This is a genomic window from Singulisphaera rosea (genome assembly GCF_054877945.1).
Window position 1 is genome coordinate 116,124 of record NZ_JBTYIP020000012.1, and the last position, 23,983, is coordinate 140,106.

Genomic DNA, 23,983 nt, shown 5'->3' on the forward strand with positions numbered 1-23,983 from the left:
AAGAATCAAGAGGTCTCCATGACACGCACCATTGGCGGGATCAGCTTGGTACTGTCCCTGGCCTTCCTCACGACCGGCCCCACGTTCGGGCGAGGATTTGGCGGCGGCGGATTCCGCGGCGGCGGGGGGGGCGGATTCCGCGGCGGGAGTTTCGGCGGCTACCGGGGAGGGAGCGTCGGTGGTTATCGGGGGGGGAGTTACGGCGGCTACCGCGCCGGCGGCGCCGAAGGCTTCCGCGCGGGTGGGGCCGAGGGTTTTCGCGCCGGCGGAGTCGAGGCGGGACGTGTCGGTGGCGCCGAAGGCTTTCGCGCCGGGGGCGTCGAGGCCGGCCGCGTCGGCGGGGCCGAGGGCTTCCGAGCCGGGGGCTATGAGGGATATCGGGGCAGCTACGGCGGCTTCGCCGGCGGGACGCCTGGCGTGGCCCGCGCCGGTTGGGGCGCCCAGGGCGGGTACGCCAACCGGAATAATGTCGCCGTCGGCAACCGAACTCAGATTGGCAACAACAACGTCAACATCGGAAATCGCGTCAACGTCAACAACGTCAATGTCAATCGGGTCAACAACTTCACCAACGTCAACCGCTTCGGAGGCTATAACGGCGCCGGTTGGGGAGGACACTCGGCCTACGCCGGCTACCATAGTGGCTGGGTGAACGGATATTGGGGCGGGCATTACGGCGGCTGGGGCGGCTACGGCTATCGAGGCTGGGGCGGCTATGGCTATGGCTACGGCGGTTTCGGCCTGGGTCTGGGTATCGGCCTGGGCGCGGGGGTTGCGAGCTGGGGACTTGGCTCGGCGCTCTACAGTTGGGGCTACTCCAGCTATTACAACCCCTACTACTACGCAGCCCCGGCCGTCGTCGTGCAGCAGCCCGTCGTCGTCGACCAGCCGGTGGTCATCGCCGACGCACCTTACAACTACGCCCAGCCGATCGACACCCAGTCGGCTCCCCCCGAGCAGTCGGTGACCGACGACGCGGTCTCGACCTTCGACTCGGCCCGGGGCGTCTTCAAGTCGGGAGACTACCAGCAGGCCCTTCGGTTGACGGATCAGGCCCTGGCGAAGCTGCCCAACGACCCCGTCCTCCACGAGTTCCGCGCCCTCGTCCTCTTCGCGATCGGCAAGTATGACCAGGCCGCAGCCTCGCTCTACGCCGTCCTGTCGGCCGGGCCAGGCTGGGACTGGACGACGCTCGTCGGCCTCTATCCGTCGGTCGACGTCTACACCCAGCAGCTCCGGTCCCTCGAGTCGTTCGTCCAGTCGCAGCCGACGTCGGCCCCCGCCCACTTCGTACTCGCGTATCAGTACTTGAGCGAAGGCTTCACCGATCAGGCGATCGGCCAGCTCAAGAAGGTTGCGGCGCTCCAGCCTCGCGACACGCTCTCGCCGAAGCTCATCCGTCAGTTCTCGAAACCGGAGACGACCGAGCCCGTGGCCGAGACGCCGAAGCCCGCCGAGGTCGGCCCGGCCGTGGATGCGGGCAGCCTCAAGGGAACCTGGACCGCCCGCCCCGCGGAAGGCACGACCATCACCCTGACGTTCAAGGCGGACAAGTCCTTCGAATGGAAGGTGACCGAGAAGGGCCAGAATCGCCAGTTCAACGGAGAGTCGACGCTCGGGGAGAATATCCTGACCCTGGCCCAGAACTCCGGACCGGCCATGGTCGGAAGGGTGTTCATGAAGGGGAACGACCAGTTCACTTTCAAGGTCGTCGGGGACGGACCGGACGACCCCGGACTGACCTTCACCCGTTGAGAGATCGCTCGTAGCGGTAGAGACCGGCGTGAGACTCGTTCTCACGCCGGTCTTTTTTTCGAACACAATCGGGCCGGGACCCGAGCGACCTCAGGAGGATCGTGGGGCCTGGCTCGTATCCGGAGTCGGCGTCGATGCCTCTTCCGGATTTGTTGGGGGAAGCTCCCGGCCGTGGGTGACTCGGTTTCGCCCGGTCCGCTTCGAGTAATAGAGCGCCTGGTCGGCGAGCTCGAGGAGCGAATCAGGGGAGGACGCTTGCTTCCCGTCGAACGTCGAGACGCCGAAGCTCGCGGTGACTTGGCGGGAATCCCAGGCGACTTTCTCGATGGTACAGCGGAGTCGCTCGGCCAACAGGAGGGCCTCGTCGGCATTCGTCGCAGGGAGGAGGATCGCGAACTCCTCGCCGCCATAGCGAGCGACGGTGTCGTGCTCGCGAACGCTCGAGCGAAGGGTCCAGGCGACGTTGCGGAGCACCTCGTCTCCCGCAGGATGGCCGAAGGCGTCGTTGTACTGTTTGAAGTGGTCGACATCGAGGAGGATGAACGACAGCGGGTGGCTGTATCGGGTCGCGAAGGATAAGGCCGCTTCGATCGCTTCCTCGAGGTGCCGCCGATTCTTCAGGCCGGTCAGCCCGTCCGACATCGCCAGCTCGGAGAGGAGACGATTCTTTTCCTCGAGCTCTTCTTGCAAGGCGAGAAACCGCGCCGCGATGCCGAGGCGGATCCGTAGCTCCTCGACATCGGGGGGCTTCACGAGATAGTCGTCCGCCCCGGCGCGGAGCCCTTCCAGGCGATCCTGGCGACGGTCCTTCGAGGTCAGGAGGATGACGTAAGTGTAGCGACCCCCTTCGCGGGCGCGGATGAGCCGGCAGAGTTCGGGGCCGTCGAGGCCGGGCATCACCCAGTCGGTGATCACGACCGGGATGGGCTCATCCCGGACGATCCTCCACGCCTCGACCCCGTCGGACGCGACGATCGGCTCGTGGCCCAGGCGTTCGAGCGTGCGGTGGAGGAACAATGCCGACGTGGCTTGGTCTTCAACAATGAGTATTTTCATGGAACCTTCGGCTGCGACAGGCGTGCCAGGACCTCTCTCAGCTCCTCCCAGGCCGATTGTGCCACGGCGATGGATTCTTCGACCCCCGCACCGTCGATCCTTCGGCAACGCTCTTCGATCTCTACGCTCGTCGCGGCCAGCGCGTTCGCACCGATGCAGAGCGAGTTGCCCCTCAAGCCGTGGGCTTCCTGGGCGACCGTCCGGAGGTCCCTTTCCCTGAAGGCCTGCTGCATTCGGCCGAGAAATCCCGGAGTCGTTACCAGAAACGTTTCGACCACATCTCTCACGATCTCTTCGTTGTCGCCGCAGCTCTGGAGCAAGTCCTCGTGCCTCCAGGCCGATCCCTCCTCGAGGGGCACGAGCACCCTGCTGCATGCGGCCTCGTCCCGGATCCTCGACGACCAGTCCATCAGGATTTCGTAGAGCTCGCGTTGAGTCACGGGCTTGGAGACATACCCGTCCATCCCCGCGGCCAGGCAGCGCTGCCGGTCACCTTCCATGGCATGTGCGGTCAGTGCCAGGATCGGGATGCGTGGGCGATCGCCGAGCGTCTCGCGATTCCTGATCTCCTGCGTCGCCTCGAGTCCGTCCATCAGCGGCATCTGCACATCCATCAGCACGATGTCGAACGGCTGGCTCTCCAGGGTTTCGATCGCCTCGCGGCCGTTCGCGACGGCCTTGGCCTGACACCCCAACTGTCCAAGCATCCAGAGTGCCACCTTGCGGTTGACCTCGTGGTCGTCGGCGACGAGCACCCGGAGGCCTATCCGGGCCGAGCGTGCGCCGTTCGTCGAGGACGACCGGCGTGGCGTGCTCTCGCCCGAGTCCTGATCGACGAGGTCGATGACCGTGTTGAGGAGTTGAGAGCGTCGGACGGGCTTCGTGAGGGTGGCCTGGAAAAGTGACGCGTCTGCAACCTCGTCCTCCTTTCGGCCGAGGGAGCGGATCAGGATTCTGGGGATCTCGCTCAGGGTGGGTACATTGCGAATGATCTCGGCCAGCGAATCGCCGTCAATCTTCGCGAGTCGCTCGTCAAGCAGGATCAAACCCGGGAGTTGATCTCGAGCAGCGGTCCTCAGTTGCCTGAGAGCCTCGGTCGAAGAGCTTTCGTCCCCCACTCGGCAGCCCCAGGACTGGAAGTGTTCGCGGAGGATCCGGCGGTTGGTGGCATTCTCGTCGATGATTAGGACGCGGAATCCCTCCAGCCCCCCTCGACTGCGGTCCAGCGGGGCAGGCTCGGCCTGCTTCCTCGCGAGCGCGACCTCGAACCAGAACGTGCTCCCCACGCCGGGCTCGCTCTGGAGGCCGATCTCGCCCCCCATGAGCCGGGCCAATTGTCGCGAGATGGCGAGGCCCAGGCCGGTGCCGCCGAATCGACGCCCGGTCCCGGGGTCCGCCTGGGTAAAGCTTTCGAACACGGCCTCGTGTTGGCTTTCGGGGATTCCGATCCCGGTGTCTCGAATCGCGATCCGCAGCGCGACCTTTCCGCCGACCTCGCCGTGGGTCGTCGCCTCGATCGCGACCTCGCCGGACTCGGTGAACTTGACGGCATTTCCCATCAGATTCGTGAGGATCTGCCTCAGGTGGACGAGGTCTCCGAGGAGTTGCTCGGGGAAGTCGGAAGGGACGTGGCAACTGACCTGGAGGCCCTTTTGGTGGGCCCTGGGGGAGAGGAGATCCGCGATCTCCTCCATGACCGTCCGGAGGTTGAACTCGACCTCCTCGATCGTGACCTTGCCCGCCTCGATCTTCGAGAGGTCGAGGATGTCATTGATGATCGTAAGCAAGGCCTCGGCGCTATTGCGGATGGTCACCGCGTAGTCGCGCTGGATGCCGCCGAGCGTCGTGTCGAGGAGGAGTTCCGCCATCCCCAGGATGCCGTTCATCGGGGTGCGGATCTCATGACTGATGTTGGCCAGGATCGCCGTCTTGGCGCGCGTGGTCGACTCGGCGGCCTCCTTGGCCCTGGCCAACGCTTCCGAAGCCTGCTTCCGCTCGGTCACGTCGGTCATCGACCCGATGTAGCCGGCGAACGAGCCATCGGGGAAGAGGCGGGGGACCGCATGGTCGGCCACCCAACGATCGACCCCGTCCGCCCGTTTCATCCGATACTCGAGCTCGAATGGGCCGAACGCCGAGAAGCCCGCACGATAGGCTTCATCGCGTCGGGCGCGATCGTCCGAGTGAATGAGCTCGACCAGACCCGGACCGAGCAGTTCTTCGAGGGGTTTGCCGAAGAATTCGACACCCGTGCGGTTGAGGAAGTTCCAATCACCTTCCGCCGCATCCTTCATCCAGATCATCACGGGAGCCTGGTCGGCGACGAGGCGGAATCGCTCCTCGCTTTCGCGGATCGATTCCTCGGCGACCTTGCGTGCGGTGATGTCTCGCCCTTCGGGGATGAGTAGGACGACACGTCCCGACTCGTCGAACACCGGCTTCAACGAGAAGTCGATGGTCCTGAGCCGGCCCCGAGCGTCCCAGACATCGAGCTCGTCTCGGACGAAACGGCCATCGACCGCTTGTTCGAAGGCCGACCGTAGGCGACCACGGGAGTCCGGAGAATGCCGCCACCAGCCGGTCTCCCAGAACGGCTTGCCGATGACATCGTCGCGTTCGATCCCGAAGAACTCGAGCGAGGTCTGGTTCGACTCGAGCGTCGTGCCGTCGGGGGCGAGCAAGCCCGTGAACTGGTAGGTCTGCTCGAAGATCGCACGGAACCGGCGGTCGCTCTCCCTCACGGCCTCTTCCGATTGCTTCCGTTTCGTGACGTCCTCGAGCACGATGGCGAGGTGGACCGGGGCACCTTCGGCGTTGCGGACGAGCGAGACGCTCAGGTTGCCCCAGATCATCGATCCACTCTGGTGGCGATAACGCTTCTCAAGCTGATAGCTGCTGATCTCTCCATCGAGGATCCGCCGGACCTGCCGCTCCTCTTCTTCGAGACCATCGGGGAGGCCGAGAGAAATGAGCGTCTTCGTCAGCATCTCGTCTTCGGAATATCCGAGGATCTCGCACAGCGAACGGTTCACTCGGAGCAGGCGGCCGTCGGGCGAGGCGAGTGCCATGCCCACGCCCGCGGCCTCGAACGCCCCACGGAACCGCTCCTCACTCTGCCGCAAGGTCTCGTCCGCCTGCCGCCTCATGGCGTTTTCGCGCATGACGAGGCTGAGGAAGATCCCGCAGATCATCAAGTTCGCGATGGTGCCGAGGAAGACGAGGACGATCGTCCGCTGCGCCGTCGATGTCGCGGAGAGCGTCAACTTCTTGCCCAGAGCGGTCTCTTCTTCTCTCAGCTTGACGATGTCTTCCCGGATCCGCAGAGTGAGATTCTCGGCGGTTTCGATCAGCCGGAGGTAAATGGGACCTCTCAGAGGACCGGTGTTCACCCGCTGATCGACCAGGTTCGTCAGGATCGCGAGTCGTTCACCGATCCGTGCGTCGAGCTGTCTTATCTTCATCTGGCGGATGGGATCGTCGAGAACGAGTCGGGCCGCGATCCGCCGGTTGGTGTTGAGCTTGGACATCGCCGTACGATGGCGACGAAGTTGCTCTGCGTCGCCCCGGAGCGTGTAACTCCGCCCCGAGTTTACGGCCACGTTCATCTGGGTGCCGAGGTCTTCGAGCACCCCATCCATCTCGTGAGTCAGCTCGATCCTTCGCCAGTCCTCCGCGGTGCGCAGGAGGGTGATGAAGAGGCTCAGGGCGACGATGATGGTAATCGTCGTCGCGAAGGCGAACCATGAGGCAATCCTCCGGTCGAGGACACGTCTCATGAATCCCCCTTCATGACATCGATCGTCGATGATCCCATAATTGATTCCACACAAGCATGATGTTTACTGATTTATTTTACCTTAACGGAGGAAGCACGCGCCCGGGCACCAATCGCTTCGATGGAGGCTCAAACGGTTGTCGAAAACGTAACGTCTGCGGCGACAATGCGACCAGCTTCGGTCGTTGGGACCCATCGACCTTTGCTGATCCTCGGTCTGTGAACTCGTCGAACGACCGCGGGTCGCGAGAGCGTGGGCGGCCGGAGCGGAGGGGAATGGCCACGAACCACGACCACTTCGGAGCCGGACGACAGTCCTCGAACGTCTGACGGCGTCGTCGATGAACACGTCGGTCAACATTAACAGGCTATCGAATTCCGACGTCCTCGGCAATCGATCCGAACCCAGTGAGATTGAATGCAACATCCGACACCTTGGCTCGCCCTGGCTCGGTTCCCAGAACGTCATCGGCACTCGAATCGAGAGGTCGTCACGATCAAGGTTATCGGGGAGGGGGGTCGGGTTCGGCCAGTCCTGGCTCGGTCCCGATCTCGAGGGGGGGCTCGGTCGCACGCGACCCTGGCTGCGCATCCTGGAGAAAGGCAAGCAGGTCCGCCATCTCCTGCCGATCGATCTTGAGTTCGAACCCTTCGGGCATCAGCGAGATCCCCGAGCTGGTCATTTGGTCGACGCGGCCGCGGGGGATCGTTTCGGTCTTGCCTCCCTCGGTCTTCAACGTAACGGAAGAAGCCGATTGCGAGGCAATAAGCCCTGAGTAGATCCGACCGTCGACGTCGGCGAGTTGATACTGCACGAAGTTCGGCAACACGTCGCGATTCGGGTCGAGGATGTGGACCAGCAGTGTCTCCGGGTCGCGGGCCGACGACGACGTGAGGTCCGGCCCGACCGCCTGACCCGTCTCGCCAATCCGGTGGCAGGCCGAGCATTCTCGCGTGAAGACCGACTTCCCTCGGTCGGCGATACCGGCGAGTTTCAGTGCAGGGCGAAATCCGTCGACGACTTGCTGCCTACGGGCAGCGACTTGCCCGCCGAGGAGCCGTTGGGCCTCCTTGCGGATCGCCTCGTTTCGGTGTGCGAGTAGTCGCATGCGCCAGGCTGCGTCAATTTGAGCCGCCGCAACGCGACCGTCCTCGACGGCGTGGAGGAACGTCGCGGTCCGGTCTTCGCGGTTCAGGAGTGTGTCGAGCGCCTGAGATCGGAGGTCCGGCGTCGACGTCTTCCAATGCGAGAGCACGATCTCGGCCACCTCGGGTTCGTGGTAGCCGCCGAGCGCCTTGATGACTGAGGACTGGATTTCGACAGGTTCTCGGACGTCGAGGAGGCTGGTGAAGACCTCACGGACCTTAGAGAACGACTCACAAGAGAGGAGACGAATCGCCGCCTGGCGGCGGGCGACACTAGCAGAGGGGTCCCGGGCGTCCCGTAACGCCTCGGCCTCGAGCGTCGCGACGAACGTGCGGGCGGAGTCCGGTTGGGTGACCACGAGGTCGAGCCATCCTCCGCCTCGGCGCAAGGATTCGGCAGCGGCCAGAGCGAGTCGGGCGCGGAGCGTGGGACGCTGTGTGAACGCGGGGCTCGTCGCGAGCGTCTCGAACAATCGGCCCAGCTCCTGGCCTTGACCTCGGGCCCCCACGATGGACGCCAACTCGGCGACGAAATCGCCACCCCAGGCCCTGCCGAGGAATCGCGAGTCGCCCGAGAGGACGTCGAGCAGGACCGACGAAGTTTCACCGACCGAGCTGAGCACGGCGGTGCGGATCCACGGGTCGCCTTCGGAGGTTCGAGCGATCCTCGCGAGCGACTCGATCGCCCGGGGATCGCGGGTTTGACCGAGCGTGAAGGCACGCTGGAAGCGGACGCTGGTCTCCTCTTCCGGGGTCGCGAGGACCCTGTCCAGGATCGCGGGAGAAAACGCGAGCCTCGCTTCGGAGAGGGCGAGCGCGTGCCGTCGAACATGGGGCGACGCATCGGCGAGGGCTCGCGTGAGGTCGTGGTCGGCCAGGACTCCGAGCCCCTGGAGCGACCATAGAGCGAGGAGTCGGGTTTCCGGCTTCCGACTCGAAGCGAGTTGCTGACGGAGCAGGGGCGTGGCATCAGGGTCCCGGCGTTCGTAGAGGAGCCGATGTGCCGTGTCTCGCCACCAGCCATGTGGGCTCTCGAGTGCGGCGACCAGTTCGCCGGTGCTGGCGCGACCGAGGTGCGGGGCACCGGGATATCGGAAACCGTCGGGGGCGAGGCGATAGATGCGGCCGTGGTCCCGACCGCTCGTGAGGTCGAGGTACTTGACGACGTCGCTGGGGATGTGGATCGACTCGAGGTACTCCCGGCTCATGTCGAGCACGTAGAGCGTCCCGTCGGGTGCGTTCACGAAGTTGACCGGGCGGAACCAATTGTCGGGCGAGCGGACGACCTCCGTCTCCTTGTCCGCCCGGTTCGAGTGGAACGTCGCCCCCAGCGGCTCGAGCGTCCTGCGGTGGATCAGGTTGTTCTGCGCATCGCCCACGAAGATGTTTCCCGAGAAACGCCCGGGGTAAGCCCCACCGCGATACACGGTGACCCCGGCCGCGGCGTCGACGACGTGGTGACTCGCCCCCGCGGAGGTTGCGGAGCGGTTGTTGTGGGCGATCCGGCGACTCGAGCGGATCTGTCGCCATCGCTCGACCGGACTGATCCGGAAAATCGGGACCGGGGGCGGGGCGAGGTTGTCGATCGGGTTCGGCGGCGTCAAGTATGGGTTGCGTGCGAGGTAATGGAGCGGCAGGACGACGTGCAGGAGGGGCTGGGACTCACTGCACAGGAACCGATTACCCCAGTCGTCGAACGTGTTGCCGAACTGGATCGTTCCCGTAGTCGCCTCGAATTTGAAACCCGAGGGGTCGAAGCGGAAGTCACGCCCATCGACCTCGACCGCCTGAGACTTCGGATCCGAGGGCCGAGTGATCGAGCCGCCGTTGCCGGCCGTCGAGCCGTAGATGCGGTGGTCGAGCCCCCACTGGAGGTTGTTGAGCATCGCCTGCTGATTCTTCAGCCCGAAACCCGTGTAGACCTTCTCGCGGACGTCGGCCCTGCGATCGCCGTCGGTATCCTTGAAATACCAGATGTCGGGCGGAGAGGAGACGAACACGCCCCCCTTCCAAGGCGCGATCCCGGCGGCCCAGAGCAACTGATCGGCGAATGGGTAGCTTCGATCGAAGCGGCCGTCGCCATCCTCGTCTTCCAGGAGCTTGATGCCGCCGAGGGGTGGCTTGCCTGGCTTTGGCATGTACGGATAGTCGACCATCTCGGCGACGTAGAGTCGCCCATTCTCGTCAAAGCCGGCGGCGGTGGGGCTGACGACGAGGGGTTCGCTGGCGACGAGCTCCATGTGCAGGCCGGGGATCGTTTCAAAGCCCCGCAACGCCTCCTCGACAGGCTTGGGGGGGATCGGCTTGAGGAAGGCGCGGAGCTCTTCCTCGGTGTGCGTACGCTGGCCGGGGTCATCGAGATCCGAGCGGTCCTTCGAAAGCTCGGACGGGGCCAATGAAGCGGGGCGTCCTCCGGCCTCGCGGATCTTGAGGAGGATATCGCGCGACTTATCGAAGTAGGCCAGGACGCGAGCCTTCTCGGGGAAGGCCCGGGCCTTGTGCGCCGCGATCTGGCCATCGAGGCGCCGGATCAACTCGTCGAGCGAGGGGCGATCGAACGGAGCCTTGCCATCGAGGGTCACATAGATCGGATTGGTGTGCGATTCCGCGTCGGGCGACCCGACCCGGGAGTTCGAGTAGGCCCGAGCGGCGACCCATGACGAGCGGTCGAGCTCGATTGTGCGCTCGAGCTCGATCCAGCGGTCGAGGCCCGTCCCGACATTCACCGACCGTTCGGCGACGACCCGGCCATTGACGATGAGCTCGAGGTTCGTGACCGGGGCGACTTCCGAGCGCACGCGGACCTTGGCAACGACCCGTCTCGACCCGGGTCCGGCAGCCTCGATCGTCTCGCCGGGCGTCTTCCCATCGACCTCGAGGAGCAGGAGCGGGCCGGTGGTGACAAACCCTCGGCCGGCCGCGGCGCCCTTGAGCCAACCTTCAATTCCCGCCCGGGCGTCGGATTGGACGTAGGTGATGCAGTCCCCGAGTTTCCGGCACGCCGGGTAGTCGCAGGCCCCGACGGCGGGGATGCGAAAACCGCTGTTGAGCATCCGATACCAGTCGGTCAGCCCGATACCCCGATAGACGCCGAACTGGAGGAGCTCGACGCCGTCGATGTTTCCCTGGACCACGTCGGCATAGATCGACTGGGCATACCCGCCGTGCGCGTAGAAGGCGACGCCCCCGGTCTCTCGGGCCTTTCTCACGAGGTCGCCGTAGAGGGGCCAGTTGTCGGCGTTGGTCGACTGTCCGGGAAGGACCAGGCCATCGAGCAAAAAAACGTTCATGTGCCCATACGTTGAGCTCCGGTATTCCTGGCCGGAGATCAGCTCGTAACCGCCGCGCGTCCGGATCGAGACCTTGCCGAGCCCTCGCGACTGCGGCGAGGCGAGCTTGGCCATGTCGGCGGTATATGGGCCGGCCGGTTCGTTATAGGCGAGGAGTGTCGCGTGATGGATGTCCTCGGCCTCGAGCAGGTCGAAGACCGTCCGGTCGTCGTCGTCGGTCGCCCGAGGGATGTGGACGTGGGGGTCGCCCGAGAGATATCCAAGCTTCGGCATCGCGACCGCGTGCTCGAGGGCGATCTCGACTCGTCGGGTTTCTCCCTTGCGCACTTCGACGACGCGGAACTCCGGCCGGTATTCGAAACCTTTCCAGACCTCGAGCCGGACCGAGCCGACGGGGACCGAGATCTCGGACTCGCCCCTCGAGTAGAAGAACCGGCCGAAGTAGCGCATCGGCGCCTTGTCGACGCGGTTGCCCCACCCCTTGGTCGGCCATTGCCCCGTCAGGCTATACCGCGACAAGGGGTTCTCGGCGGGCTCGTAAAACCGACCGTCGGGCCCGACGACATTCACCCGACAAGGCGTCGGCTTCTCCGAGTCCCCGTCGGTTACGACGAGTCGGATCGTCGCGACCTCGGCGCCCGAGGCGACGGCCGGCACACCGATCGTGGCGAAGCCGGGGGGCGTGAACAGGATGGCATCGTCGTCGGGTGAATACGCTTTGAACCCATAGTCCGCCAGAGGACCGCCTGGCGTCTTGACGACGGCTTCAGCTGAGCCTGAACCGGGCGTAATGGCCGTGTCCGCGGAGGTCTTCGAAGAGGTCGATGACGAGTTTCCCTCGGGAGAAGGTCGGCCGGACGACTGCCCTCGAGACTCCTTGGAAGTCGCCGAAGCGATGAAGAGAATGGCGAAGGCGACGAACGGAGCGAGGGGTGGCCAATTCATAGCGTCATAACCACACGAGTCTTTGAAACCATCCTCGCGGATGGTGGCATGGTCGGCTCATTTCCGGGAGTCGAGGGCGGGATCCGCCGCGTAACAGACCCGCGGACGACTCTTCCCGCGCCTCTGCTATGGCAAGTCTAGGATTGAAACGCCGGTGGCTTTCACCGACGCGTCGAATTCCATGCCTTCGCCACCGAAGTCCATCAATGCTCGGGTGCGGCCGAAGCCGCCTTGAGGCCCTGGAGATAGGCGATGAGGTCGGCGAAGTCGACGACCGAAAGCGTGTCGGCCATTCCGGCGGGCATGAGCGAGACATCGCCCACCCGTCGCTCGTCGATGGTGTTCTTGGGGATTCGGGTCATTTTCGCATCTGCATCCACGAGCTCGACAATATCCTCGGTCTCTGATCGGACCAGGCCGCCCAGGACCTTGCCGTCCTCCAGGGCAAGGACGACCGGCTGATAGCCGGTGGCGATCCGGTTCGAAGGCTCGAGGATCGAACGGATGATCTCGGCCTTGTCATACTTGAGCGCCAGGCCGGTCAAGTCGGGGCCGATATTCGCCGTCCCGCGTCCACCGGCGGCATGGCACTTCACACAACCGATTCCTTTGGGGTCGAAGAAGATCGTCTCGCCCTTGCGCGGATCGCCGTCGTGGGACAGGGCGAAGGCCCGTAGGGACTCGACCGGGTTCGCCCTGGGGCGGACCACGAGGAGCGTCGACTTCGGGTCTGAGAACTGGAGGCTGAACGACCAGGCGCCGATTCCCTGCCGGCTGCTCACGAGGATCCGATTCCGCCCCTTCTTGAGCTGGACTCGGAGGAGATCCGAGTCGGGGGTATACGGTCGGCCGGCGAAATTGCGGTGGTTATGGACCGTCTCTTCATTGATCGTCACGGTGATCGAGCCACTAGAGCCGACCAGGAGGAGGGCCTGGCGGTCAGTGTCGGATTCGAGCTCGGTGTACCCGAAGGCGCACATGTCCGGCGAGCCGTTCGTGTCGTAGCCGAACCCTCCGCGGTCCCCAGCCCCTTCCTTGAAGTCGTTCAGGACAACACGGCCCGAGGAGGGATCCCCCTTCCTCGGCGTCCAGACGATCCTGCGCCCTTCCACGCCACTATGCGGCAGGGAGAAGTCGATCGAACGTTCGCCGACGAAGACCCGTGGCGTCGTCCTGGCGAACGGGCCGATCACTCTCCAATCGACCAGCGGGAGGAACCGAGTCCGCACACGATCGACGGCCAGGGCGGCCGGTCCTTCCAACGTCCCCGCGTTGGCGAGCTTCTCGAGGTCCGGCAGGACGGAATCGCGGATCGCGAGCAGGGCAGCCTCGCCTCGGCGTCGGAGTTCGGGACTGCGGTCCTGGATCGCCGCGAGGTAGACCGGCAAGGCCTGCGGGTCGGGGAGGGCGGTCAAGGCAAGGGTTGCCTCGGTGCGGAAGTCGGGTTCGTTGGCCAGGGCGATCAGCTTTGTGACCGAGGCTCGGAGCCCGAGTTGGGCGACCATCTCGATCGCCGCGCGTCGGACCTCGGGGGCCTTGTCCTCGAGGCGATCGATGACGGCCAGCTTGACGTCATCCGGGATCGGCTTCTTCGGGTTCAGGCCCAACAGCGCCGCAGTTCGGATCGCCGGCGAGGCGTTAAGGAAGAAGCCCGCGAGGTCGTTCGAGGGGAGCGTCCCTTCACGACCGAGTGCAGGCAGGGCTCGGGCGACGAGAGTCGCCGGGGTCTTCGGGTCGTAGACGAGGGCGAATCGCGTCCGTAGGGCGCTCGGCGTCGCGAAGTTCGCGAGGGCATCCAGGGCCGAGGCGCGGACGCTCTCCGACCGTTTTCCGTCCTGGGCAAGAGTCGCGAAGACCGGCGTGGAGGCCACGTCCTTAGACGCGCCCAGCGCCGAGGCCAGCACGGAGAGGGTCCGGTCGTCGGTCTCCTTGACGAGCCTCGCACGCAGGGCAGGGGCGGAGGACGCACCAACCATTCGAAGTCCGCCGACCGCCTGGAGTCGCACCTCGGGGTCCGGGTCGGAGAGGGCCAATTCCAGCCCTCGCACAACCCGCGACATCCCTTCCGGGTTCCAATCGCGAGTCTTCTTGGGGAAGTCACCGGCCAGTGGATTGGTCCCGAACCAGTTTCCGGACCAGCCGGGGTACTGGCGATAGAGGCCGGCCAAGGTCTGGACCACGCGGACCCGCTCGCCGGGCGCCTCGAGCTTACTCAGGGCCTTCCCCAAGGCGTCGATCACGGGGATCGACCACGACTCATCGGCCAATCTCAGGGCATCTTCGCGGGTTTTCTCGTCGAGTAGGGCGTGAACGAGCAAATCTTCATCCCAGGCGTTGAGCGAGCGGATGGACTGCCTCACCGACCATGAAACGAATGTGTCGGGGTCGCCTAGCGCGGCCATGAGGGTCGGGACCGCGCCCGGGTCACCGAGCCTTCCCAGGGCGATCGCGGCCTCACGACGCACGAACGCGTCGCGGTCGCGTAACAACGACGAGAGGCCGGCGAGGGCAGACTTGTCGCGTCGAATCCCCGCGCTGCGAGCAGCCTGGGTCCGGACGTCCGGGGACGCATCGGTCAAGGCCTCGAGGATCGGGCGACGCGCCTCCGCCGTCCCGATTGCATCGAGCGTCCAGAGGGCATGCACGCGGCCGGTCAGCGGGCTCTCAGCCTTAAGTCGGGCGACCAAGGTGGGGATCGCCGCAGCCCCAAGTCGTGTGAGGACCCGCTGGGACTCGAGCCGGACGGTCAGCGCCGGATGGTCGAGTGCGGCGATCCTGGTCGCGAGGTCATTTCCGGTCGGCCTGGGGGTGGGAGTGACGCGGTCCGGGCCCGAATAGGTCAGGAGGTAGAGCCGACCCGTCTTCGGACCTTGGGAGAGCCAACCGTTGAAGGCCCAGTCGACCAACCAGAGACTCGCGCCGTCGCCCGAGACGGCCAACGAGAACGGGCGGAAGTCGTCGAGCGTCCCCTTGGTGACGAATGGGGTCTTCTTCTTTAGCGCGAAAGTCCCTCCGGCGCGTTCGACCTCGTAGCGGAAGACCGTGGAAAGGCCCCAATCCGTGAAAAAGAAGTTCCCGCGATACGAGGGAGGGAGACCATCTTCGTTGTAGCAGATCCCCTGCGTCCCGGAGCCGCCGAGCTGACCGGCGACGATCGGGAGATTCCTCCAGGGAGCGGCGAGGAACTGGTAGGGGTAGCCGAAATGGGCCCCCATGGTGTGGTGGGTCAGGCTGTTGGGCCACTTCTTGCTATCGTCGTCGTTGCCGTAAGTGAAGATCTCATCGGTGGTATCGAGCGCGACCGAGAGCGGGTTCCGCTCGCCCGTGGAGACGACCTCGAGCCCGGTACCGTCGGGGCGGATCCGGATCACCCCGCCGCCGAAGAGCTGGATCGTCGCACCGTCCTTGCCGACCCCTTTCGGGATCCCCTTGTCGCCGACCGCGATATAGAGGTAGCCATCCAACCCGAGCCGAAGTCCCGAGGGCACGTGGTCGTTGATCCCGCTGAAACCGGGGAGCTTGGGGCCTAGTCCGGTCATGAGGTCGACGCGGGAGTCGGCCTTTCCGTCGCCGTCAGTGTCGCGGAAGGCCGAGAGGAACGGGGCGTGGACGACGTAGAGGGTACCGTCGATCCACTCGAGTCCCATCACGCTCCAGAGTTTCTCGGCGAAGACCGTGAGCTTCCCGTTCTTCCAGGTGACGATCGAGTCGATCGGCTGGGTCGGCGGGCCCGGCATGTTCATCGGGTCTTGGCCGAGGTAGAGCGTGCCGTCGGGGGCGGCCACGATGGCCGAGGGGTACTGGATCTCGGGGGCCTGGAGGATCAGCTCCGCCTTCCATCCTTCGGCGACCACGGGCAGGGGGATTTTCTCGGCGGCGACCGCCGACGACGCGACGGCCCAAAGAGCCAGGACGATCCCTCGAGCAAGGAGTGGTCGCATGGTGGGACGAACCTTCTTCGGGGCGAGGATGAGGCCAGAATTCGCGGATGGTCTGGAGTCCGGCGGGGATTTCCGGCAGAATTGTAGCGAAAGTCCTGACTCGTCTCAACGTTGGGGAGTCTCGCCGTGTCGAAGTTGCCGCAGGTGTCCCATGGCGAAGCCCATTCGCCGGTCGAAGCGAACGCCCAGAGCCCGCTGAAGAACCCCTCCTACCCGCAGCGGACCCACCTCAACGAACGCCCGCACTGGGAGTCCGTCCTCCGTACTTGCGAGCAGCGGATCGCCACGGCCAGGCAGAAGCTGGCCGTCATCGCCGCCGGGCCGAATCGCCCCGTCTTCGAGCGGCTCTACTCGCAGATGCTCGGCGCCCGCGACCAGGTCGCCGAGGCCGTCCGCCGCCTCCCCCAAGAAACCGGCGGCCTCTACGAAGAAGACAAGCACCGCCTCGAAGAAGCCGTGGCCGCCCTCGACCGCGTCTTCAAGCGCTGGGAAACCCAGCCCACCGTCTGACCCGGCCGATACACCGCAATCTCCATTTCATAGGGCGAACGCATCTCATTCGGTGATCAACGCCGAGTCGAGGGTTACGGTCGCCCGCTTTTTTTCAGCGATCCGACATCGGGCTACAGCGGTTAACATCCGGGTAGCACCTCATTGATACAAGCCCGAAGCGCAAGCGAGTGAATCCTCTTCGATTTCTTGCGATGGGATTCACTCGCTGGCGCTTCGGGCTTGTAAAAGTCATCACCAGGGAAACACCAGGTGGATGCAATCCGATCGTGATCCGATCTAGGGAAAAGGGCCGAAAGACGATCCGGAGATGACACAGATAGACACAGATGTAATTAGAAATTCTTGTGTTTTATCTGTGCCAATCTGCGTCATCTGCGGATGAATCCGTCTTTCCGTTTCCGAGTCCTATCTGCGATTCCTTTCAGCCCGAAAGCGTACCAAGGAAGGCGAGCCCGATCTGGTTGGAACAGGCCGAGCCGAGGACTTTCGGTCAGTTTCCTCGCGGCCAATTCAGGTGCTTGGCGAGGAACGGGAAGGTCCCCTTCGCATCGATCTGGTGCCCGCCGTTGAAGATCGCGAGGTCGACGCGATCGGCCAGGCCGAGGGTGTCGAAGAGTCGCTTGACTTTCAGGTACTCGTAGCCGATCCACTCGTCATATCCCACGCCGTCCTGGTGGCCCCGCTCCACCTGGAATGGCCTCGGGGCGATCAGCGCGGCCATTTCGGCGTAGTTGAAGCGCTCGGCCAGGCCGAACTCGTACATGTCGTACTCGATCGTGAACATGTAGCTCGTCGGACGGACGAGGTTCGTGGTCTTGACGACCCACTCGTTGAAGTCGGCCGAGCAGATCGAGAGGCAATATCCCTTGAGGACGGCGGGGACGCGCATCGCCGTCTTGCCCCCGTACGAGAGGCCGTAGAACGCGATGCGCTTGGCGTCGACCTGGGGGAGGGCCGCGAGCCATTCGAGGGTCCGCTCGTGCTGGCGAATGATCACCGAGAAGAGCGAAGCCTTGAGCGGGTTGAGCTTGCGCTGGAGTTTGCGGAAGTGATCCTCGCCGATGTACGGATTCTGGGGGGCATAGACGATGTATCCGAGGTCGGCCAAGCGGGCCGCGTAGGCGTTGTACACCGTCTTCTTGCGCGGGTCGGCAACGTCCTCAGGCCGCCCCTCCAGGCCATGCTGGCAAACCACGACTGGCCGACGTTCATCGGCCTTGAGGTCCTTAGGCAAGAGGAGGATGCCCGAAGCGACGACGTCGGGCCAGACCGGCAGTTGGATCGCGTAGCCGGTCCACTTAGGCTCGTCGTAGATCCGCACACTTTTCGCCTCGAGGGGATCGGTCGCCGAGGGGAGCTTGCCGATGAGCTCCTCGTGGAAGGTGTCTCGGAGTGCTTCGGTCGTCCGTTCATACGCCGAGACGTTGGAAAGATCCGCTTTTTTCCAGTAGGCATATCTCCGAAGCTCGGACGTCCGGATGAGGGCCTGAGTGTATTCCGCAAGTTGATCGAGTTGGCGCTTCATCCGCACTTTCGGATCGAACCCCTTCCGTGCGTCGACCAGTGACGCACCGGTCGAGCCCGACTTCGGGTCGCGGAGAGATTCGAGGAACGTCGCCGGCCGGGACTCTCCCAGGGGCTTGAGGAGACCCTCGAGGCGTTGGAGCTCTGATCCGGCCGTCGCCGCAGTGACCGGCCGAATCCGACCAGAGGCCGCGCCCGAGCGGCCGTCACGAACGGGGGGCGGGCCGACGACTTCGGGGTTGAGCGGGGAGGCGGTATTCGTCCCGTCGCCCGAGACGATGATCAAGGGACGGGGCGCCACCATGGCGGCGATCTCGGCGTCGCCAAACTCGGTGAGCAGTCCCCAGACGTTCCGGTAGATCGGTTCGTCCCAGACCGCCTCGCGTGGCCCGAAGTAGTTGCCGACCAGGGCCTCGCCAATCCTGGTGTCGATCGCGGCCGTGTACAGCGCGATCAAACCACCCTCGCCATAACCGACGACGCCGATCGGCAACTTCGGCTCGCCGGGCCTCGAAAACCAATCGACCGCGGCGCGTACCTTGTCGACTTCGTAGCCGATGATATGTCGACCCGTCTCATAAGCCTGGCGGTAAATCCACTCCCGGTGCGTCAGGTTCGTCGACCGGACCAGCGCGTTCCCCGAGAACTCGTCCGAGCGATTGATGAGGGTCGGCACCAGGACGCGACAACCGGTTTCCGCCAGCTTGCGGGCGACCTGCTCCTCGGGCCTCAAGCCATCGGCGAGCCCGGCGAATTGCTCGGGAGTGACGTCGCAGTCGGCCATCGCCACCACATTCGCCCGGATTTCTCCTTTCGGCTCCAGCCAAAGTCCGTCGGCATCCACCCCGGAATACACCGACCAGCGCACCGCATAAACCGCGAACTTGGCGGTGTCGGCCACCTTGGCCGGCGACTCGGGCGAAGACACGTATGAGAGCTCGACCGGTGCGGCCCGCGTCCCGATCGCACCGATGATCTGTGCAAGCGTCTCGCGGTGGGAGTCGATCGACTTTGCGTAGGCCTCGGGCGACGAAGAGTCACGCGACCAGCGGGCCTGTCGTCGGGCGACGCTCGCGGCGAGCTCGCGGTCGGCGAACGTGTGGATGCCGTCGACCATGGCTTTCGCCGGGTCGCCACGATCCTCCCAGGGCCGCGTCCCGGGCAACGTCTGCGCCTGGACTGTCCACGCATGGAGTCCGAGAAGGGTCGCGATCAAGGCCGGCAGGACGCGTCGCGGCATAGGTGATGGCTCCTTTGAGGTGGGATGTCGGACACGGCGCATGGTCGGGGGGTCGGACTGGTTGCGTTCCGACACGCCGGGCCAGTGTAACGGGGTCGCCACCGGCTCCCAAGGGAGTCCCCGGCTGAGCTCGGATCTACGATCGACTCGATTCGGGATCGCGGGTTCTCGTCCCTCACCTGGTCTTGAGCGACAAGCACGCGTGGCGCAACACTCCGCCGATCACCGACGGGGCAGGCCGCCATGAGTCGAGCGCCGAATCCGACAGAATCGGATGGATCGAGGTGACACCACCGATCACAGGCGTCTCAATCCCGTAGACGACGAGCCCGATGCGAAGTTCACGGATCGCATACGAGCACATGAAGCACGGCTCGGCGGTGGCATAAAGAACCGCCCCTGCGAGTTCTTTCCGACCGACCGCATCGAGTGCAGCCTGGCAGGCGAGGATTTCGGCATGGCCCGTGAGGGAGGATCCTAGAGGTAAGCTCTCAACCCCTTCCCCAATGACCGCGTCATCGAGCACGACGACGCTCCCGACCGGGGTATTCCCTTGATCGCGGGCGATGGCGGCCAGTTCCAAGCATCGCCACATCCAGCGTTCGTGGTCGTTCGATGACTTCATCGCGAGCATCCCGATCGGGTGCGTCCGAGTGGAAACCTCCGACGTCACCTCTCAAGGCTTTGCGGCCTGACCTCTCTTGGCCAGTGGGGCGATCTCGGTCTCCGGGAGGGCCCGGTCGTAGAGTCGGAGGTCACTGAGGCTGCCCCGGAAGTAGTCGTGTGTTCCAAAACCGATTCGCAGCGGAGCTTGGTTATTGACGTCCAGGGTCGACGTGTTCGCCGTCGAAGTCGAGGTCGCCACGCGTGCCCCGTCGACGAAGAGCGAGAGCTTGCCTCCTTCGCGCACGGCCGCGAGATGTTTCCATCCCGACTCCAGCGCCCGGTCGAAGGTCACGCTCTGGCCGGTCTCCAACGCATGAACACGACCCGAGGGAAGGGTCCCGCAGAAGAGGCGACCATTGTAGACGGCCATCGACCACGCACGACGGTACTTGACGTCGGGAGTCAGGTCGACCCGCCCGGTTTTAGTCCAACGCGTCCCCTCGTCGTAGCGGTAGATTTCCGCGAGGGGGAGCGTCCCGCAGTAGAGCTTGCCGTTATGCACGGCCATCCCCATCGACTCCTTCTCCTCGCCCAGTCGGCCGGCAGTCACCCAACGCTCACTTCGGTCGAACCGGAAAACCTGACCGTTCGGCCACGTCCCGACGAACAGCTCACCCGCGTAAGTTTCGAACGAATACGTCTGCCCCGCCGTCTCGAGGGCGGGAAACGTCTCCCAGGATTCACCGTCGAATCGCGCGACCGAGCAGGAGTCATACGACCCCGCGTACAGATGGCCATTGAAAACCCCGAGCGAAACGACCCGGCGGCCGTCGGGAGGCAAAGGGCAGCGTTGCCAGTTGTCCCCGCCTCGATATCGGAAGAAGCCGGCGGGCTTGTAGAGGGACGAGGCGTAGAGCTCATCCCGAAACACGACCATCCCACCGACCGCTTCCGTGTCGGGCAGTCGACCGCAGTCGACCCATCGGCCATCTCCGTCGTAGCGGAAGACTTTGCCGCCGAAGTTGGTGTTCGGCGACTCCGTCAAGGACGAACCAGCGAGCCGATACTTGCCCGTGCCCGCGTAAAGCTTGCCGCCGAACGCGGCCAATGAGGTCACGGCGTTGCAGCGGTCAGGACTTCCGCAGTCCACCCATCGGTCATTGCCGTCGTACCGGAAGACGTGCCCCGTCTCGCCCGGTCCCCCCTCGCAGGTGCCCACAAACAACCCACCATCGTGCACCGCCATTGCCATCACATAGACAGCGTTGCCCGGCCGCCCTCGGTCCGACCAGGCGGGTTCGGTCTCCGAGTCTATGCCGAAGTGGATGTGGCGGTCATTCGCCTGACTGTTCGTCATCCCGGCGCCACTCTTGATCGACCAGTTCAGACCCCGACGCGTTGCGGGGACGAACTTGCTGACCAGGTCCCCCGGGGAGTCGTCGGAAGCTCCCTCGGTCTTGACCCAGACGGCGAAGGTAAAGTCGCTCTTGCCAAGCTCGAGCGAGGGCGTCGACGCGACTTCGACAAAGGAGGATTTGCCATCAAACCTCGCCGCACCACGAGGTGAACCGTCCGGACCGGGGACCGTCAGATCGACCGCGAAGGACCGACCGTGATTTCCTCGGCTGGAAGCGTCGTTCACGTCGCCCGAGAATCTCCAGTGCCCGATCGGGCCGGGGGCTTCCGCCCGAGAGGGCGCGTCGCAGAGTAATAGCGAGAGACAAACCATCCACATCATGAAGATCTCCCTTTGTCTTAATTGAGATTCGACCGGCGTGTCTCGCCCGATGATCGATTCCTCGGTCTGGGCCGGCAAGACGGCATTAAAACTACCGGCGAGCCGAAAATAACGAGAAACGCCCCACTATCTTTACTGAAGAAATATTTAATCTTAATTACAATAGAAAGCTATTATTCGTTCTACTTCTCGGGACTTCATGCATTCGAGTCGTGTCAGGCATCCTGAGCAAATGCCTGTCTGAGGAAAAGATCCCCGGGATGGTCCTCCGAGAGCAGATAGTAGCCACTCCAGATGTCCCAGCCCGATCTCAGGCGAAAGCCTACTCCGACGAGATCCGGCATGATGATGACATCAAGCGAGTACAGAGTCTGCCCGCTCGGACGAAGACTGTGCCTGAGCCTTAGCCAGCCGCAAAGTAGGATATAAAACGATCGGCCTGCGTCCGGCCAATTGACCACGAGGTGTCCGTTTGCCGCAACTTCGACGTACTTCTTCGGCCAGGACGTCATTCTTCACCGATCGAAGATTAGTAGAACCTCGCGGACGAGGCGGCCGCCGGAAGACCGGGAGAGGCGATTCGGTCCCCGACCCATCAACCTCAAAGAGAGGATGAACCGAGGGACCGAGGATCATCCATGAGGTCCCAACGCCGAGCTCGCGGCTCACGACGGCCACCATAGCTCGATCGGTCGTGCGACGTCCGTCGTGAACGGGAGGTCGACCCGAGCCCCTCGGCCTGCCGAGGCATACAGGGCACAGATGGCTTCGACGACCGCACGTCCGTCGTGGCCGTTCTCGCGTGGGGTCTTCCCGTTCCGCACGCAGTCGACGAAGTGCTCCATCTCCTGCGGGAAGCCGTAGTTCCAGACCTCCTCGAAGACGGGGAACGTCCAGCCTTTGGTGTCGCCGGCTTTCTCGACGGCGTATCCGTAGCCGTCGCGCGAGTAGGCTCGCAGGGCATTCCCAAAGAGGATGTCGGCATAGGCCTGGCCAGAGCTCCCGAAGACCTCGGCCCGGTCGTCCATCCCTCCTGGCTTCGTCCAGCTCTCCTCGGCGAGCCCGACCGCGCCTCCTTCGAAGTTCAGGATCAGGATCGCCTCGTCGTCGCCATTCGTCTTGTCCGCGTGGACGTACGTCCCCATGTGGGCATAGACGCTCTCGATACGCTTTTCTTTCCCAAGGATCCAACGGAAAAACTCGACCGCGTGGCAGCCCATGTCGAAGGTCACGCCCCCGCCGCTCCTGGACGTGTCGAAGAACCAGGGGGTGTGGGGTCCGTCGTGCTTCTCCGACTGCTTCACCAGGTGGATCTTCCCCAGGGCCCCTTCGTCGACGAGTTGCTTGAGGCGGACATATTTCGGGGCGAAGCAGAGCTCTTCGGCATATCCCAGGATGACGCCCGCCGCCTCGCAAGCGGCGATCATGCGGTCACACTCGGCCAAGCTCGGGGCCATCGGCTTCTCGACGACCACATGCTTCCCCGCTTCGGCCGCCTGAACGACGACTTCGCAATGTCGGTCATTGGGGAGGCCGAGCACGACGAGATCGACCGCCTTCAGGTCGAGGAGTTCCCTCACGTCTCGGAAGGCGTGCGGGATCCCGCGTTCCGCCGCGAAACGCGCCGAGCGGCCCTCCGTCGGCGACGCCACCGCGATGACCTCCGCACCCGGGACGAAGCGGAACGCCTCGTAGTGGATCGCCGAGATGAACCCCGACCCGATCAAACCGACGCGTACCGTCTCCATGGACGCCCCGCCCCCTCGCAACGGTCTGGTTGAAGATCCAAGAGTCCCAAGGTCACAGACGAGACCGGGCGTGACAAGCGAAATCCGGGTCGGACTGCGGTGGATCATCTCGTAGGCTCGGATCGCTCGACTCACCGATCCGACTGACGTTGACGCGGCGATTCTATTTCTATAGAAATCACACATCGAGAGACGGACACCTCGCCACAAGGAGACCCAGCCACGATGGCACGACCCCCGAGTACGCAGCCGACGGACGGCGAGTTGGAGCTCCTCAAGATCCTTTGGGAGACCGGGCCGGCCGGGCTAGGCCAGGTCCATGCGATGCTCCAGGAACGGCGAGGGGTGGCCATCACCACCGTCGCCACGATGCTCAAGATGATGCTCGCCAAGGATCTGGTACGGCGCGAGGACGGCCCTCGCGGCTACCTCTGGTCGGCGAGCGTGAGCCGGCAAAAGGCCGTCTCCGGCCTGGTCGGCAAGCTCCTGAACCTCGTCTTCGACGGCTCGGCTCGCCGACTCGTCGCGCACATGATCGACCAGGGACAAATCGACGACGAAGAGCGTGAAGAGATCCTCAAGCTCCTGAGATCCCGCGCCGAAGCCGGCGAGAAGGATCCCAAGAAAGGACGGAACCGATGAACACCCCCCTTTGGACGATCACGCACGTCTGGACGGCAGCCGGGTGGACGATGCTCCACCTCGC

The 23,983-nt window shown here is 64.4% G+C and carries 11 protein-coding genes; 3 read left to right on the forward strand and 8 right to left on the reverse strand.

Annotated elements, in window-relative coordinates; all coding sequences use genetic code 11:
• Nucleotides 1–18: 18 nt before the first annotated feature.
• Nucleotides 19–1,755, forward strand: coding sequence for a tetratricopeptide repeat protein (locus tag ACYOEI_RS20620; RefSeq protein ID WP_462851447.1), 1,737 nt, complete (start codon nucleotides 19–21; stop codon nucleotides 1,753–1,755).
• 90 nt (nucleotides 1,756–1,845) lie between these two features.
• Here ACYOEI_RS20620 and ACYOEI_RS20625 read toward each other — a convergent pair whose 3' ends face one another.
• The 4 genes from ACYOEI_RS20625 to ACYOEI_RS20640 all read right to left on the reverse strand — a co-directional run bounded on the left by ACYOEI_RS20625 (nucleotide 1,846) and on the right by ACYOEI_RS20640 (nucleotide 15,908).
• Nucleotides 1,846–2,811: a GGDEF domain-containing response regulator gene (locus ACYOEI_RS20625; RefSeq protein ID WP_462851448.1), complete on the reverse strand. Its 966-nt coding sequence runs from the start codon at nucleotides 2,809–2,811 to the stop codon at nucleotides 1,846–1,848.
• Nucleotides 2,808–6,587, reverse strand: coding sequence for a PAS domain S-box protein (locus tag ACYOEI_RS20630; protein WP_462851449.1), 3,780 nt, complete (start codon nucleotides 6,585–6,587; stop codon nucleotides 2,808–2,810). The genes ACYOEI_RS20625 and ACYOEI_RS20630 overlap by 4 nt, the downstream gene beginning before the upstream one ends.
• Before the next feature lie 502 nt (nucleotides 6,588–7,089).
• Nucleotides 7,090–11,967 carry a PVC-type heme-binding CxxCH protein gene (locus ACYOEI_RS20635; protein ID WP_462851450.1) on the reverse strand — a complete coding sequence of 1,626 codons (4,878 nt, stop codon included), beginning with the start codon at nucleotides 11,965–11,967 and terminating at the stop codon, nucleotides 7,090–7,092.
• Nucleotides 11,968–12,170: 203 nt separating this feature from the next.
• Nucleotides 12,171–15,908 carry a HEAT repeat domain-containing protein gene (locus tag ACYOEI_RS20640; RefSeq protein WP_462851451.1) on the reverse strand — a complete coding sequence of 1,246 codons (3,738 nt, stop codon included), beginning with the start codon at nucleotides 15,906–15,908 and terminating at the stop codon, nucleotides 12,171–12,173.
• A gap of 126 nt (nucleotides 15,909–16,034) precedes the next feature.
• Here ACYOEI_RS20640 and ACYOEI_RS20645 point away from each other — a divergent pair, with 126 nt between their 5' ends.
• Nucleotides 16,035–16,418, forward strand: a complete 384-nt coding sequence (locus tag ACYOEI_RS20645) for a hypothetical protein (protein ID WP_462851452.1) — start codon at nucleotides 16,035–16,037, stop codon at nucleotides 16,416–16,418.
• Nucleotides 16,419–16,911: 493 nt separating this feature from the next.
• Here ACYOEI_RS20645 and ACYOEI_RS20650 read toward each other — a convergent pair whose 3' ends face one another.
• The 4 genes from ACYOEI_RS20650 to ACYOEI_RS20665 all read right to left on the reverse strand — a co-directional run bounded on the left by ACYOEI_RS20650 (nucleotide 16,912) and on the right by ACYOEI_RS20665 (nucleotide 23,277).
• Nucleotides 16,912–19,185, reverse strand: coding sequence for an alpha/beta hydrolase family protein (locus ACYOEI_RS20650; protein WP_462851453.1), 2,274 nt, complete (start codon nucleotides 19,183–19,185; stop codon nucleotides 16,912–16,914).
• Between the two features lie 175 nt (nucleotides 19,186–19,360).
• Complete coding sequence (locus ACYOEI_RS20655) at nucleotides 19,361–19,810, reverse strand: nucleoside deaminase (protein WP_462851454.1); 450 nt, start codon at nucleotides 19,808–19,810, stop codon at nucleotides 19,361–19,363.
• Nucleotides 19,811–19,861: 51 nt separating this feature from the next.
• Nucleotides 19,862–21,529, reverse strand: coding sequence for a LamG-like jellyroll fold domain-containing protein (locus ACYOEI_RS20660; protein WP_462851455.1), 1,668 nt, complete (start codon nucleotides 21,527–21,529; stop codon nucleotides 19,862–19,864).
• Between the two features lie 665 nt (nucleotides 21,530–22,194).
• Nucleotides 22,195–23,277, reverse strand: coding sequence for a Gfo/Idh/MocA family protein (locus tag ACYOEI_RS20665; RefSeq protein ID WP_462851456.1), 1,083 nt, complete (start codon nucleotides 23,275–23,277; stop codon nucleotides 22,195–22,197).
• Nucleotides 23,278–23,502: 225 nt separating this feature from the next.
• On the opposite strand from ACYOEI_RS20665, the gene ACYOEI_RS20670 reads away from it, so the two are divergent.
• Nucleotides 23,503–23,919: a BlaI/MecI/CopY family transcriptional regulator gene (locus ACYOEI_RS20670; protein ID WP_462851458.1), complete on the forward strand. Its 417-nt coding sequence runs from the start codon at nucleotides 23,503–23,505 to the stop codon at nucleotides 23,917–23,919.
• The last annotated feature ends 64 nt before the right edge of the window (nucleotides 23,920–23,983 follow it).